We start from the raw sequence: 14,960 nt of genomic DNA, 5'->3' as shown, positions 1-14,960 counted from the left end.
CCGAGGTGCGCCTCGCGGAGTTATTTCTAGAAATGAATCAGCTGAATGCCGTTCACGACGCACTTTTTTGCATGAAACTATAAACCGCAACATCTCAGTTTTCCAACTCAGTGGGCGCAGCCTTGCCGATCGTGGTGAAGTCGATAGCGTCGAGCGCTTGGCTGACCGCGAAACCGCCAGCGAAGAGGCCGAGGCTGACCAGTACGAGCTTCAAGGTACTTTTTGTGTGGCCCCTTTTCCATCTGAGCGTTCTTTAGTCGGCAAGCTTCAGTCATTCCAGACCGCTGCCGCTGTTAGGGCGTAAAGAGCTTCCAGTGCCCCTCAGACACGACTTCAACGATGCCGTCTTGGACCTTGATGGCGGTCTGATCGTCAATCCCATACGTCGGTACAGGAACCTCTGCAGCCATTCGTTCCACCTTGGCCATCGAACTCTCCGGATGACGTTCGTGGTCCAGATGTGGCAGGAGCGCAAAGTCGACCAGTCCCAACCCCTGATTGATGACGAAGGGCGTTTCAGGGTCGTCGTATGTCTCACCAAACACTGGGGCTGTGACCATACTGCCGGCGCTGATTCCCACGTAAACGGTCTCATGCAGAGACGGCATCAGGTCTGATAGCCCGGATTCCTGCAGCCAGCGGCTCAGGTATACGACGTCGCCCCCAAACACCAGCAGGGCATCGGTCTCCTGGACCGCGGCGGTCCAGACCTCTTTGCTGATGCTGGGGAGCGCTGTCAGTTCGAGTACGCCCAATGACTTCCAGCCCAGTTCGCACATGGGATTGGCCGTCGTGCCGTTGATGAACCGGTAGGCCATGGAAGGCCCGACAGAGAAGGGGTAGATCGCCGTCGGAATACATAGGGCACTAGCTTCAGCAATGGGCTTGCCCAAGAGGTCGACCAGTGCGGCGTGGATGCTGGGGTTTTTGATCCCAGCGGAAGTGAGCAGAAACTTCACTGGCTTCTCTCCTTGTGATGGCCTCGCTCAATCTATCGATTCGGCACTCGCGGTGGGACTGTCTTGCGGGAGATCGTCCGAGAGCTTGATCGCCAGCTCGACCTCCCAGACGGACTTCCGAGGCTCAAGACGGTAGTCAGTCAAGTACGCCTCGTACCGGCAGCCGAACCTATCGCCCTCAGGCGCATCCCAGCGATCCCAGGTCAGGCCTTCCTGTTTTCCCCAGTCCAGCAGCGCCCTGTTCGCCCTGAGTGCATATCTGGAATACCGCAGGCTGGCATACCGCCCGGCAGGGAACGTCCCCGGCCTGACGCGCTCATCGCCGGGATGCGGCTCGGGCACCAGGCAGCCCACCTCAATGTCCATCGGCCCGTCCATGTCAATCACATGGAGCCGCAAGAAGAAGGGCCCGGTGGGGGTCGCGGCCTGCACCTTGATCCACGAGCGCAGTTCTTTCAGCAGCTGATCCACGACGGCAAACATGCCTTTGAACGGCGTGATCGTGCGAATGCCAACAGAATGTTGCTCGCTGCGGTATTGGATGCTGGGCTTCCCGATGTACTGTCGTTCCGGTGTGGCTTGCTCAGCGGGTGCGACTTCAGGGTGATTCAGAGAACCTTTTGGCATAACCGTCTCCTCGTCTGACAAGGATATTCGCCAGTTGTGTTGCCTTCACCGGACCGGGTTAGGCTAGCCCGCTTTGAGGAGTACTTCGCTTGCGCCTCCTTCAGTATCAGTTGGCTACGCCGCCGTGGTGTGAGCAGGTGCCGCGCCAGTGGGTGCTGAAGCTGTAACTGCCGTCGCGGCACTGAGCGGACGCGCCAGCGGGCTTGGTGTCAGAACAGAGTGGAGTCTTTTCATACTCCGTCGAAGGTGAAGAAGGTGACGGGTGAGGCCTGTGCGCCAAGTGCCCGGTAGAATTCCAGGGCTTCCAGATCCTCGTTGTCTGCCGGGACGAAGAGCACATTGATCCCCACTGCTGCGGCCTGGGTTCGGAGTTCCGAAATCAGACGCCGTCCGATGCCCTGACGCTGGAATGCCGGATCGACCGCCAGGTCATAGATGAAAATCTCAGCGGTTTCATTCCGCGTCATCGGGAGTGTATGCGCTGTGACGCCGCCGAGGACCTGCTCGCCATCGAAGGCACCGATGGCCCAGAAGGTTTCCCGGTTCAGGAGCTGGTTCAGGTACGCCGCGCTGAGCGGTTGAGCCTCTTCGTCAAAGACCTCGGCCATCAGGGTAAACAGGGCGGAGGCTTGTTCTCGGTCACCGGCTTGCAGTCGCTTGAGCAGCATGAGAGACCTCGGGGGCAGGGAGAGGGTTAAGGAGTCGTTCTGCGGCGGCTGAATGGTCGGGAATTGATCTTCTGGATGGCCCAGCCGCGTGGCGATGGCCTGGGCTTGCTCCCGGGTGGCCTCCCTCGACTTGCTGGTATCAGACGACGGCCGGTCTGGTGTTCAACTGAAGCGGGTGGGATTAGTCGGGAGCCGCCTGTGGGGACTCCACGCGCTGTGGCAGCGACCACCAGACCCACACTGCGCCAATTAACAGCAGCGCCAGCATCTTCGACACGAAGGCCAGTCCTATGCAGGCTGAGCAGATCGCGATGCCGCCCAGAGCGTTCAGGCGAGCGTACCTGAGACGGCTCGGCTCCGTGTCGCCCTGGCTGGACACGGTGTACAGGTAGAGGTACGTCAACGAGATGCAGACGTTGGTCGCCGCATAGATCGCCACGGCGAGCGAGCCGCTGGGACTCGTCAGGTGCTCGGCCACCAGGGAGGTGGGGAAGGGCAGGAAGGTGATGAACAGCAGAAAGAAGCCGTTGGTCCACACCAACGGCAGCGTCACTGTCTTCACCTGTTGGATCATCAGGTGATGGCCAGACCAGGCCAGGTAGATGGTGAAGAAGCTGAGCAAAAAGGCGAAGTAAGACGGCCAGCGCTCCAGGAGTGCCTGCTATAGCTCAGCGACGGTCGAGGCGTCGTGGGTGGAGGGCACTCTGATTTCCAGAATCAGCAGGGTGACGGCGATGGCCAAGACGCCGTCGCTGAAGGCTTCCAGGCGGCCCGGCGTCTTGAAGAACGTCGTGGGGTTAGGGGGCTTGGTCATGGTGGCTCCTGTAAATGCCCGAAGTCTGGGTCTGTTGGCTAAAAGCTGATCCGGAGGCCCACCCGCCTGACCTGAACACAATGTACAGAATCAGTCTCCAGTGTTCCCGGCGCAGCAGTTGACACCCGATCAACACCAGCCCCTCCACACGACTCCGGCTTCAAAGCAAGAAACGCTCGTCAGTCGTACATGCCGCAGACATGGCCTTCATGAAGATGACGGCCAGGAAAAACAGCCTGTCAACTTGGGCTATACCCTCACTGGACGTCAGGCAGAATGCATCAATCTGCCTCGAGGGCTTCGCGTTCAGTGACACGGCCTATGGTCGCGCAGCTCGTTTCATCACCAGCGGAATCGACTTGGCCGTGTTTCTCACAAACCGATGAAGCCAACGACGGGGCGTGCCGGGGTTCGTTGCGCCCGACCTATGGCAGCGAAACTGGAAGCGAACACCTGACCTTGACCACCAAACCCCAGCGCTTCTCTGAAATGTGCCGGACGTGCCGGGACGGTGATCTGGACAGCGGGCAATATGTTCCAGAGCAACACAACCATTCTCCGACCTAACTGCTGGTCTGGTCTACCCCACCCACCTCCTTGATGAAGTCGAGCAGGAGCGTGCTGAGCCGACCCGGCTGCTCCTGTTGGATCCAATGACCAGCGCCGTCGATCAGCTCGATGTCCCCCATCATCGTCGCTGCCTTCGTCTTCATAAGGTCGACCGCGCCTGGTGCCGCATAGGTTCCCCAATCACTCTTCCCACCGATGAAGAGTGACGGGACGTCGATTGTCTTCCCCGAAAACAGGCGCAACTCGGCGTTCAGCTCAGGATCGGCATGGACGCGATAAGCCTGCAGGGCACCTTGAAACCCAGTGCGGCCATACTCCTCGGTGTACACGTCTAGTTCCGGCTCGGTGAGCCATTTGCAGGCCAGAATCTCAGCAGCGGAAGGTTGGAATGGAGCGACGGTTTGGGGCATCGTCTTGCCGAGATCCATGATGTAGTAGGTGGGCATTTGAGCAAATTCCACGGGGGTTCGCGCCGTCAAAGGATGCGGCTTATTCTCTGGCCAGTCAGCGCTCTTGACGTGGAAAAATGCACGAAGGAACGCGTGTAAGCCTTGAGGGGGGCGCCACATGTCATCGTTTGCCTCCCGTGTACTCAGGTACTGTTGATAATGCATTTTGGGCCGCTCAAGCGAAGCCAGCGTGGCCAGCAACTGTTGAATTTCGGTGTTTGGTTGAACCGCTGATGCCTCGCTGTCCGCAGTGTTGAACGGAAACGCCGGCGGACCAGGGAACGGTGCGCTCATCAGCACGAGCGAGGGAAAGACGTCAGGTCGGGCGAGGGCACAGTTGGCCGCCACGGGCGAGCCGAAGTCGTGCCCGACGAGCATCGCCGTACGCCGATACCCCAGTGCCGAGACCAGTCCGAGGGCATCACGCGTCATATTCAAGAGGCTGAAGGGTTGCAGTGGGGCGTCGTAGCCGTTCACCCAACCGGTGGTGCGGCCATACCCTCGCTGGTCGGGGGCGACGACATGGTACCCAGCATCAGCCAGAATTGGCATCACGTGTCGCCAGCCATAAGCCAAATCTGGAAAGCCGTGCAAAAGCAGCGCGAGCGGCCGGCTGGGGCGTTCGTAACCGGCTTCAAGAATGTGGACATCGAGGCCGTTGACCCCGTGAATCATGCGTGAGCGGACCCCCTTGGGAAGCGTTCCGTCGCCGTATGGTGCTGTCATCATGTCAGTTCCTTCTGCGGGGTTCGCGTGGGTCGGTCGAAGTGAAGCCACCATCAGCTTGGCTCCGCCCATCGCTGACACGGGTTGTCGGGACGTGGGTGGCTCCTCGTGAACCCTTTTGACTTGGATTTTGCGAAATGGCCGAGGTCCAGCTCAGGCACCGACTTTCAGCTGGGCCAGCATGACGTGCATGCTGGCATTGACCCAGTACTCGGCCAACTGTTCACCTTGCACCCGTAGGGTGTCATTGCCACTAAATTGCACAAGTGTGCCCAAGGGCGCAGTCGCGCCGGGAAAGCCGCCCGCGTAGTGTCCAGTCACTTGCCAGTTCAGTGCGATCAGGTCGCCCTGCTGGATCGGTCCCACCTCGATCTTGAAGAGCATGTCTTGGGCGATAGAACGCGTCTGGGTGATCCAGCCGACCAGTCCCTGCGGACCGCGCAGGGCGCTGCTGTCGCTGCCGTCCATCATGGCGGCGTGAATGGTGAAGTCGGGGGCGATCACCGTTTCGGCGCGGCTCATGTCGCCGTTCCAGAGGTCCAGCCAGGCCTGAATAAGCGGGGTCAGCGGTTGGGGTGTGGTGGTCATGGTGTGCCTCCTCAGGCGAGCAGCTTTAAGTAAACGTGATAAACTTACGCCGTAAGTTTAAGGCATGAGGTTAATCTTGTAAAGTGGCCAGATGAGCAAGACTCGAACACGCAACCGTCGGGGCGAGGGCATCAAATTGCGTCAAGAGATCCTGGCGGTGGCTGCCGACCTACTCGATGAGGGCGGGGAAGCCGCCGTCACCCTCCGGGACATCGCTTTCACGGTGGGCATCTCGACACCGAGCATTTACGCTCACTTTACGGATCGGGAAGCCATCGTAGCGGCGCTCGTCAGCGAGACGTTCAACCTGCTCGAAACCGATCTACGGGCAGCGATGGAGCAGGTCGGACCAAACCCGGTGACGCGGCTGCGCGCGCTGGCGACGGCCTACTTGGATTTCGCAGTGCGCTGGCCGCAGCGCTACCGAGTGCTGTTCGGTGGATTGTGGAGCGACAAAACCGTGCAGCCGACGGCAGAGGTCAACTCCACTTCGCGGATGGGACATAGCGCCTTCGGCGTATTGTTGGAGGCTGTTGACGCTTGCCAGCGAGCAGGTGTCGCCTCGGATACCGATGCGTTCTCAGACGCCGCCGGACTCTGGGCCGCCCTGCATGGGCTGGCCCAGCTGCATGCGGTGGCGCCGCTGTTTCCTTGGCCTGCTGGACTGCTGGACCAGATGGTGAACCGTCTGGCGCTATTGCGAGACTGAAGTTAAGTGAATCGTGTCGCTGGTAGGGGACCTGAGCTGTTGAGGTTTGCAAGAACGCTGTCCAGTACGGCTTTGCCCCTCAGAATGGGGTGGGTGAACGCAAAGGAAACTCGTGCTAGACAGCTTTGTACTGACATTCTTGCGGCATTTACGCGTAAACAGCACCTGGACAACGTCCAGGTGCTGCTCAGCCTCTTACTGACGGCGATGGGGAAGCCGCTGCCAGCCCATGCATTTGAATTTTGTCATCGGGTCTGCTGTCTACTCGTCAATTCTTATTGAGGCCGAAGATGTTGATGTCTGGTGGCGTGGACATCGGCAAGTGCGTCTCAGGCGGCATATTACCAACGTTCACCAGGCTTCATTGAGGATAAGCGTCAGCACCTTCGCGCTGGCGCTCGGGCCACGGGCGTTCCCCGCTTTTCGGTTCAGCAACGGTTGTGTTCCGCTCCTTATAGACGGTGGGGTCGAAGCACAGGTCGAGTCCCTCATCTTTCCGCCTCGCAATGGTATTCCGAATGTCCTTAATGACGCGGGTGAGGTAACGTAAAGAATGGACGAATGGCCGATTCCCATAGCGCAGCTACGTGATGAACTCACGGACTCCAGCCAAGACGGGCATTACCTGAACACCATCCCGCTTGACTTCCTGCTGGAGAACGGCGTGAGGGTCACGGCCTGGATGGATGTGAAGCAGCAGAGATTCTTGTGCGGTGAGATTGATGGTGAGCTACTTGAAACGGGCCGATACGACAAGTTCAGGTATGACACTCTCAAAGAACTGGTCAACCTCACGGTGCCGTTCATCAATGCCCAGACTCGGCGTGAACGCGATGCCTTAGATGCAACTTAGCCGCTCCACCCACTGTTAATCTTTCGCCCCCCTATCCGGCAGACAGGGCCAACAATAAGTGCGTCTCAGGCGGTACAAGTTCCAACGTTCACCACTGTCACCTTGGGATGACCGTCAGCACCTTCGCGCTGCCACTCGTGCCACTGCGGAGGTTGGCGTTGGAGGGCGAGAGAAGAAGACCCAAGTAAGACGGTCAAAACAGCGAGCAACCTCTTCATTACCCTCCAAAGGTGAAGAAGGTGACGGGTGAAGCCTGTGCGCCGTACCGACACAACTACGTACACTAAGTCATGACTTTGCCGAAGCAGACCCTTCAGGTGGGTGTGGTGACGATGTTCATCCTCGGAGGAACATCCGCCTCGGCAGCACCACAGGTGCCGGTCCCATCCGCCGGTACGTACGTCTGTCGCCTGAGCAGCATGAATTACATCAACGGCATGCTGCTGCCCAACGTGTCCCCCAGCGTACTGAACCGCATCAGCCTGGATGGGCGGGGGAATTACAACCTAGAGAACAAGAATGGCGGCCCCGGAAAATACATCTACAATGTCGAAGCGGGCCGATTCACCTTCACCACCGGCAAAATGTCCGTTTTCGATGTGGCGTATGAGTACACCGACGATGGCTTCAAGGAGCAGCGCTTTACCTTGCAACTGGTGGACCGGGCCAGTGGGAAGAACACCCAGACCTATTGTACTTTGGTGGCCAAAACGCGGGGAAAGCCGCTCACAAACGTGCCTGGGAATGGCGGTGCGAGCGCGACGCCGTCCACGACGGAGCAGCCTCGTGCTGGGAATCCCAACCCGGGATTCAAAGGCACACTGGTGTTCTTCGAGTCGTACAACGTGGGGGCTATTCAGTCCTTAGACCTCACCACCGGAAAGAAACAGACACGTCTGAGCGGTACGGATCCTTTTCTAGCGCGTAACGGCGAACTGGTCTACGTCAACCGCCAGCAAGAAGTCCTGATCGCTGACAAGAGTTACCAGCGTACGGTTTCCTTGAAGCGGGAAGGCGAGTCTGGTGAAGTGTCACAACCGGCTCTCTCAGCGGATGGGCAGCGAGTGGCCTACGTCCGTGACGCCTACCCCGACTGGAAAGGCGTGGTGGTCCGGTCCCGTACCGGGCAGAAACTGGCTGAGTTCGAGTGGAAACTCAGTCCTTCCTGGACACCCGATGGACGGCTGGTGCTGGCCGAAGACGCCGGGTATGACGGCCACCGTCCGGGCCTGTTGGTCAGTAGCCTCGATCTGAAAAGCTTGAAGCCCATTGCGGTGAATATTGACGATCTGAAACAGCCGGTCGTCAGCCCTGATGGCAAACAGGTTGCCTTCATCTCGAACGGCGATGTCTGGGCGGTCGGTCTGGACGGCAGGGGATTTCGGCAGCGGACATCCACCGACCAGACAGAGGAGGGGCCGGCCTGGTCCCCCGATTCGCAATCCCTGGTGTTGATCGTTGATCCCAGTAGTGGTGTGTTGAACTTGCTGGGGCCCAAAGACAATCAACCCAGGCCGGTGCACGATGCACAGGGGGATCCCGTGCAAATCCGGGGCCGGCTGTTCTGGCGATGAAGCGGCGCTGCTCTCAAACATGATCCACGAGCAGGACAATCCCCGCGACAGCCCCGAGGGCCTGCACGGCGGGGGGCAGGACGATCTCGATGACCTCCTGCTCAGTGCTGGCAGCAGCGAGCGCCTCAGTAATGTCTTGGAGGTACGCCGAAAGCCGGTGGACCGGCCCGTGATCGGCTTCAGCAAATGACTGTCAGCACCTTCGCGCTGGCGCTGAAGCCGCTGCGGAGGTTGGCGTTGGTGGTGGAATGGGAAGCGCAAGTTGGAGCGAGTAGGGCACAGAGACCAAGCTGAGATAATCAGCTTTAGGCGTGCTTCATCGCGGAAATACCGTACAGGGGTCGATTTTTCTTAGCAACCCCTGACCTTCGATTTCTGGAGAGACGGACCTCAAATCGAGACAGTCTAGAGGCTGTCCCCTCATGAGCATGAGGGCGTTGCTTCAACCAGTGTGTAGTGATTGAATAACGTTCAGAATAAAATTGGGTCCATTTCTCTAAGAATATCTGCCCGCTCAAGAGACTGCCGAACTTTAGGCGTCAGCCGTTGACTTCCGTAAGCTGCTAGCACGGTTCTGAAGATCGGTTCGGGGGCCAGCGGCTCATTCGGTGCATGATCGCCCCGGTCCAGAAGGCTCTGGATTAGAGCCGCCAATTCCATTGGTGGCACTTCGTCGAAGTCTCTCGGACCGCGTTCACGTAGTCGCACTGGCGGGGTGTCCCTGACCCTGACAACCTTGTCGACTTGTCCTGCCCTGTTCCACTCGTCCACTTGCTGGAACGTCTGTTGCCGGAGTCCATAAGCGACTACCTTGTTGAGGGCCGACTGGATGTCCTTGCCCACCCGACTGAGACCCGCAGCCCTGGCATACAGCTTATACACTCGGTGACACGGCATCGGCCCTTCGGCAGCCACAATCTCTTGGAGGCCGCGCAGCACCTCCTCTTGTGTTGCCAGACGCGGGTCCGGCAGGGTCCGCATGGTCCACTCTCGGTACGGGGCCAGCAGTCCCCGGTCCGCCCTGAGCGTGTAGGTAAGATATACGGGCGGCTGAGCAGTTCCTCCTGGTTCAGGCTCGACTGGAACGGGCTCGAGGTCTGGTACGGCGGACGTTGTCAGGACTTCGAGCGCAGAGACGGCACCCTGCCCATCCGGAAGTGGGGTTGGCGCGCCCTCGGCCACAGCTTCCCGGTTGCGTTCGTCCCCGTCGGGAAATACCCGTTGGCGATCCAGGGTCTGCCACAGATCTTCGAGCGCCGAGTGCCGATCCCGGAAATAGGTGCTGCCACGCACCCGCCAGAAGGTCCAGCCTGCCCGTTCCAGGGTCTGTTGGCGTTGCAGGTCGGCGGCATAAGCGTCCGGGCCGTGCCAGTAGTCGCCGTCGCACTCGACCGCCAGCTTGCCTTTCATACCTTCGACCACCAGATCGATGTGATACCCGTTGACCTCGTACTGCGGTAGCACCCGGTAGCCGCGCCCGGCAATGTCGAGGTAAACGTCCAGCTCGAACCAGCTGTCGAAGGGCTTGGGCGGCTTGTGGCTTCCCCGGTTCGGACGCCTGGCCTCCTCAGTCAGCCTCTGGATATGCACCGGGTCAAGCGGTTTGCTAACGCCCAGATCGGGATTCTGGCAGTGGGAGATGAGCTGGGCACGCAGGTCATCTGGCTTGAGATCGGACAGCTCGACCGAGTGAAACAACCACATCTGATCGCGCGCCCGGCTGGCCGCGACGTTCAGGCGGGCTTGGAACTTTGCGTCTGCTCTAAGGGTTTCCCGGCGGCCTTCCGTGGGGCTGGTGACCATGCTCAGGAACATCACATCGCGCTCGTCACCCTGGAAGCTGTACGCATCCCCACTGACAAGGCGGCGGCGCTCGATCTCCGTCTCTAGCAACTCCGAGCGCAGCAGCATGGCAATCCGCTCGGCTTGGCTGCTGCCCAGCAGACTGATCACCCCGAAGGTCTTGTCCTTATACCTGGGGTCAGCGATGCAGGCCTTGACCTGATCGACGATAGCGCGGGCTTCGGGTTCGTTGACTTTGTCGCCGGTCCGGCCGTCGGTGAAGCCGTCTGGCACATGCCGGGCTAGCACCGGGTGCAGGCGGTCGGCCCCAAACTGGCGCAGGGCAATCAACGGCTGCGACTGATAGCTGAGCCGGCTGGAGAAGGCGATGATCTCCGGCATGCAGCGGAAGTGCTCACGCAGGGACAGCATTGGCGGGTAGGCGACCTTGCCGATGCCAAATAAGCTGGCGTCGGCGGCCCCGATCACGCTCCTGGTGGGGAAGTCGTAGAGGTACTGCTGCACCAGGGCCTCGACCTTATCGCGGTCGATTCCCACGGCGTCCGGCTCGATCTGCTTGTCGTCACCGACAATGATGATCTGCTTGCCGATGTACGCCAGGAACATCGCTTCCGGCCCCGCCTGACTGGCTTCGTCGACGATCACCAGATCGAACATGCCGTGCGTCACCGTGAAGCTCTCGGCCACCAGATGCAGCGGCATGATCCAGGCCGGGATGGCACTTCGGGCCTGTTCGAGCGCGGCACGGGCGTCCCGGCGGTGCCGCTCGGCGTGCTTGCCCGTTCCCTTGCCCAGCTTCTTCATGGCGCTCTCCCAGAGGGTGAGGCCCATCTGTTCTCGCTGGGTCAGCCGGTTCAGAGTGCTGCTCCAGGCGAGCGAGGAAGCCAGACTGCCTAGGGTGTCGCGGATCTCGCGCCGGCACTCGGCCAGCTGCTCTCTCACTTCGACTTCCGTATCAGGGTTAGCCAGTTCGGTGAGCCTGTCATCGGCCCGCAGCCACTGCCAGGCGGGGACCAATTGGGCCAGCTGCCTGTCCCACGCCGGGCTCGCTGCCGTGCGGACGAATTCTCCGGCCAACTTCGGGGCCGTGCCGCTGAGCTGGGCCAGCAGGCGCTGCCGATCCTGAAGGCGGGCCTGCCGTTGGTAGAAGTCCTGCACGCGTAGATACATCAGCCCATAACTTTCCAGATCCCGTCCAGCAACGGCGGACTGAAGCAGCCGGACACTGTCGTGGGTCCTGGGCTGGGCTGCTAGGGCGTCGAGAGCCGGGCGCATCACCTCAATGACCTGCGCGCTGGCCTCTCTGGTCAGTTCCGCGTCCACGGCGAGGGCGGCGGCGATCACGGCGTCTACCTCTTCTGGCCTCCACCACTGCGGCTCAGGCAGACCCACCACGCCGCTCACGGCCCGCTGCGCTTCTTGCAGTGCGTTCTTGAGTTTCAGTACTTGAGCCAGGGCGTCTTGCTGCTCCTGAAGTTGGGTCAGCCTGAGTGGCAGTGTGCCTACCGGCATGAACCCCACCGCTGCCCAGTTGCTTTCGAGCTGTCTGGCGCGGGCCATCAGGTCCAGAAAATCCAACAGCTCTTGGAGAGTCTCGGGCGTATCTGCCGCCCGGCCACGCACTCTGGCTGTGTCCTTGAGGTACAGGCGCTGCCGAACAGCGGCCGGGCGCATTGATCCCCAGCCCCAGCTGCCGCCGCCTCTCAAGTGGTCCAGCAGCGCCTGGGCATCTGCCTTCAGTGTCGCCGGATCGTGGTCACCGATGCCGCTGAGGGTGGTCTCCTCCAGCCAGGTCGCCCGTGCAGTCAGGTCCGTGAGCTGCTGCTGGGAGAAGGTAAGCAGGCTATCCCAGACCCCTGTCTGGCCCTTGAGGGTCGCCTCGACCGCCTGTGCCGCCCAGCTTACCGGACGACGCCGGGCTGTCTCCACGCCCCCTGTTAGGGCGCGCAGTGCCGCGACCAGTCCAGCCCTGGTTTCAGGATTGACATCCCGGACCGCGTTGTAGTGGGGATGCTGCCGGGCAGCCTGCATCTCGCCGAACTTCTGGGTCGCGCCCCGCTCGGCGTAGACTACGCGGGCGAACTCCTCTGGAGGCACCAGCGACTCCAGGGTAGGCACCATCATCGAGAGTTCGTCCATCTCCGTCTTGCTCATGGTGCGGAGTAGACCCAACAGACGCACGGCCTCTTCACCACTCAGCGCTGTGTCCCGTTCCGGGTTGCCGAGATCTTCCAGCCAGCTGTAGCGGTCCTCCTCGGATTGGAGCTGCTCGGCGATACGCTGGGCCTTGCCGGTGTAACCGAACAGGTTGAGATCCTCAGTTTCTGCCAGCCGGATCTCGCGCAGCTTATCGAGGAGCGCTTCCTCCTTATGGCGGGCCTGCTCCAGACCACTCTTCAGGGCGGCAAGTTGTTTGACTTCGATGTCAGGGTTTCGGTAGGCCGAACGCTGGAGCAGTTCCTGTACCGACCGCTCCAAGGTGGCCCGTGACCCCTCCTCACCGTGCAGGTGGGTCACGCATAGGGCAGCCAGTTCCGCTGGGAATTTTTCCCGCAGCACCTTCAGCGCTCTGGCAGTGTGGCTGGTGACGAGCACCCGTTTCTCGGTGGCGAGCAGATGGCTGACCAAATTGACGATGGTGTGCGACTTGCCGGTACCCGGCGGTCCCTGCACCAGTACCCCTGGCTGCACCCGCAGATGCTGGATGATGCGCCGCTGCTCGGTGTTGGCCGGAAGAGGAAAGTAGATCTCGTTTGCGCCGCCCCGGATTCCGAACTCGCTCTCAGTGATGCTGATCACCGGGGCATCCGACTCGGTGGTGAAGCGCTCGAAGCCCTCGGCAAATTCGGGGTGGTCCTTCAGCTGAGTCACGATGCCCTGATAGGCAGCGGTCATGCTGCGCTCGATACGTTTGCGCAGCACTAGGGCCGGAGCCCAGTGGATGGTTGGCGCGGCGCTGATATTACGAGGTGGTTCCAGGTCCAGAAGAAACTCGCCGCGTTCTCCCGATGCGTTCGCCCAGGTCTTAAGCAGGGTTGGTAGTGTCTGATGATCCCAGACGGCCTCCCCATTCTCGGCGAGTTGATCAGCAATGTGGGTACGGACTTCGGTTGGTGGGCGGTGGTCCGGGTCGAGCATGTCCTGTTCCAGCACTGTACGTGCTCCATCACCGCCTGCTGTTATGCGGATGACGCCCTGCAGGGCATCGAAGGTGAGAGAAGCCCGCGCTGTCATCAGGTGCCGCTTAACTTCGTATCCCCCTGGAGTGCGCCACATCAGATAGCCGAGGCCCAGCACCAGCTCGAAGGTTTCACCGGATGTCACGAGCTTCTGATGCACGGCGAAAAGCTTCGAGTAGGCGGCCTGTATGGTCTTGACCCGCTGCTCCTCGGTGGCCCAGCCCAACCAAGTCTTCAGGTAGGCCTCCCACATTTTTTGTACATCTGGTTCTTGGTCCAGAAAAAAGGTGTCCTTGATGAGCTTAGGCAACAGGTCGTCGTCCAGAATCTCGCTCTCAACCACCCGCTGATCAAGGATGGTCGGAGTCATGGTGCTGTCGTTCAGCGCTCCGCGCACCCATGGCACCAGAATTTCCGGTAGCAGAGGAGCTCCCACGAACCTGGGTTTCTTGATCTCGACCCACACCTCACCCGCGCTGTCTTGTGAGTCTAGGCGGGCGGCGTTAAAGATCTCAGGTTGCTGCGGCAGGTCATAGAGCCACTGCATCTCGTCCTGCTCGCTGGTCCGCCTGGGCTTCGACTTGAGCTGGGTAAACTCCTCGAGGAATTTGAATAACCGTAGGCTGCGGTCCTGAGCTAGTGTCGCGTCGGTCACAAATCTCCTCATTCGCTGCACTGTGCAGCCCGTTGCAACTGTCAGTTTACCGAGCTGGGCACAGATTTATCTTCAGCCAGTTGTGTTGCCCTGAGCTGGCTAGGATGGGTTGACTCACCGTAACCGACAAACTCTTATAGGCCTAGCGCGCCCGGGTGGCGATCACCTGAGCCTGCAAAGGGAGTGTACTGAGAGCCCTCGTGTAGAAGTTTCTTGGATCAGGAAAACAGTTTGCCCTGGTCACGTCCCAGTATCAGTTTCGCTGTGACTGCCTGACAGAATCCTGAGCAGGCCAGCCTGCGGTTCACCATCCTCCCTCCTCCAGCACCCGTCTCGCGCGCAAGCCGAAGAGCTAAGCGTAAGGTTTCGGTCATTCCAGGCTGCCAGCACCATGCGCTTCACTACGCCCCAGCCCCAACACACGCCGAGGCGCGAATTTGGCGTGCTTGTGCGTGAGCCGGAGGTCCAGGAGGCTGTTTGGAAGGCGCTGAATGCGTTGGGTGGTGAGGTCGTGAAGCGGGAGGGGCGGGTGTATGGGGGTGGATTACATAAGGTTGAGCCGAGTGAGTTGCTGAAGTCGTCGGCTAGTTCGGTACTTGAGGCAGCTCGTGCAGCCGCTGCGGCAAACGCTCAATGCAGCTGACAAGTGGCTTGGGCGGGTCAACAGGGGAATCGGCATCTCCTACTCCTCAGTACCCGACAACTTCCGTTTAAGCCGCTCCTGGAGCTGAGAAAGAACTTATCAGCACTGTAAACAGCACGGCCAAGTCGTCTGGATCCCATCTC

The 14,960-nt window shown here is 60.3% G+C and carries 12 protein-coding genes and 1 pseudogene; 5 read left to right on the top strand and 8 right to left on the bottom strand.

Annotated features, from left to right (window positions below):
* A partial coding sequence (locus GUI70_RS24725; protein ID WP_237725100.1) for a hypothetical protein occupies positions 1 to 304 on the top strand: 304 nt, incomplete at its 5' end.
* Here GUI70_RS24725 and GUI70_RS21540 read toward each other — a convergent pair.
* From GUI70_RS21540 to GUI70_RS21505, 7 genes and pseudogenes are all read right to left on the bottom strand, one after another.
* Positions 294 to 959, bottom strand: a complete 666-nt coding sequence (locus GUI70_RS21540) for a Type 1 glutamine amidotransferase-like domain-containing protein (protein WP_161884340.1) — start codon at positions 957 to 959, stop codon at positions 294 to 296. The genes GUI70_RS24725 and GUI70_RS21540 overlap by 11 nt on opposite strands.
* A 27-nt stretch (positions 960 to 986) precedes the next feature.
* Positions 987 to 1,586: a GyrI-like domain-containing protein gene (locus GUI70_RS21535; protein WP_161884339.1), complete on the bottom strand. Its 600-nt coding sequence runs from the start codon at positions 1,584 to 1,586 to the stop codon at positions 987 to 989.
* Between the two features lie 106 nt (positions 1,587 to 1,692).
* Positions 1,693 to 1,926: a DUF3761 domain-containing protein gene (locus tag GUI70_RS24720; protein ID WP_161884338.1), complete on the bottom strand. Its 234-nt coding sequence runs from the start codon at positions 1,924 to 1,926 to the stop codon at positions 1,693 to 1,695.
* The gene (locus GUI70_RS21525; protein WP_161884337.1) at positions 1,817 to 2,254 is read right to left on the bottom strand and encodes a GNAT family N-acetyltransferase; all 438 of its coding nucleotides are present in this window, start codon (positions 2,252 to 2,254) and stop codon (positions 1,817 to 1,819) included. The genes GUI70_RS24720 and GUI70_RS21525 overlap by 110 nt, the downstream gene beginning before the upstream one ends.
* A gap of 181 nt (positions 2,255 to 2,435) precedes the next feature.
* Positions 2,436 to 3,068: pseudogene (locus GUI70_RS25100) on the bottom strand (TMEM175 family protein).
* 563 nt (positions 3,069 to 3,631) lie between these two features.
* Positions 3,632 to 4,816 (bottom strand): alpha/beta fold hydrolase, encoded by a 1,185-nt coding sequence (locus GUI70_RS21510; RefSeq protein ID WP_202630549.1) that lies wholly within the window; start codon positions 4,814 to 4,816, stop codon positions 3,632 to 3,634.
* Positions 4,817 to 4,966: 150 nt separating this feature from the next.
* Positions 4,967 to 5,401: an ester cyclase gene (locus GUI70_RS21505; RefSeq protein WP_161884334.1), complete on the bottom strand. Its 435-nt coding sequence runs from the start codon at positions 5,399 to 5,401 to the stop codon at positions 4,967 to 4,969.
* 91 nt (positions 5,402 to 5,492) lie between these two features.
* On the opposite strand from GUI70_RS21505, the gene GUI70_RS21500 reads away from it, so the two are divergent.
* The 4 genes from GUI70_RS21500 to GUI70_RS21485 all read left to right on the top strand — a co-directional run bounded on the left by GUI70_RS21500 (position 5,493) and on the right by GUI70_RS21485 (position 8,727).
* Positions 5,493 to 6,110, top strand: coding sequence for a TetR/AcrR family transcriptional regulator (locus tag GUI70_RS21500; protein ID WP_161884333.1), 618 nt, complete (start codon positions 5,493 to 5,495; stop codon positions 6,108 to 6,110).
* Between the two features lie 553 nt (positions 6,111 to 6,663).
* Positions 6,664 to 6,963, top strand: coding sequence for a hypothetical protein (locus GUI70_RS21495; RefSeq protein WP_161884332.1), 300 nt, complete (start codon positions 6,664 to 6,666; stop codon positions 6,961 to 6,963).
* Between the two features lie 290 nt (positions 6,964 to 7,253).
* Complete coding sequence (locus GUI70_RS21490) at positions 7,254 to 8,537, top strand: TolB family protein (protein ID WP_161884331.1); 1,284 nt, start codon at positions 7,254 to 7,256, stop codon at positions 8,535 to 8,537.
* Positions 8,538 to 8,556: 19 nt separating this feature from the next.
* A complete protein-coding gene (locus tag GUI70_RS21485; RefSeq protein WP_161884330.1) occupies positions 8,557 to 8,727 on the top strand; it encodes a hypothetical protein in 171 nt (56 codons plus the stop codon).
* Between the two features lie 281 nt (positions 8,728 to 9,008).
* On the opposite strand, the gene GUI70_RS21480 is transcribed toward GUI70_RS21485, so the two are convergent.
* Complete coding sequence (locus tag GUI70_RS21480) at positions 9,009 to 14,174, bottom strand: PDDEXK-like endonuclease domain-containing protein (protein ID WP_161884329.1); 5,166 nt, start codon at positions 14,172 to 14,174, stop codon at positions 9,009 to 9,011.
* Positions 14,175 to 14,960: the final 786 nt, after the last annotated feature.

The sequence above is a fragment of the Deinococcus alpinitundrae genome, from assembly GCF_009982895.1.
In the GTDB taxonomy this organism is placed as follows: Bacteria; Deinococcota; Deinococci; order Deinococcales; family Deinococcaceae; genus Deinococcus; species Deinococcus alpinitundrae.
This window is presented reverse-complemented; position numbering and strand designations above follow the sequence as displayed.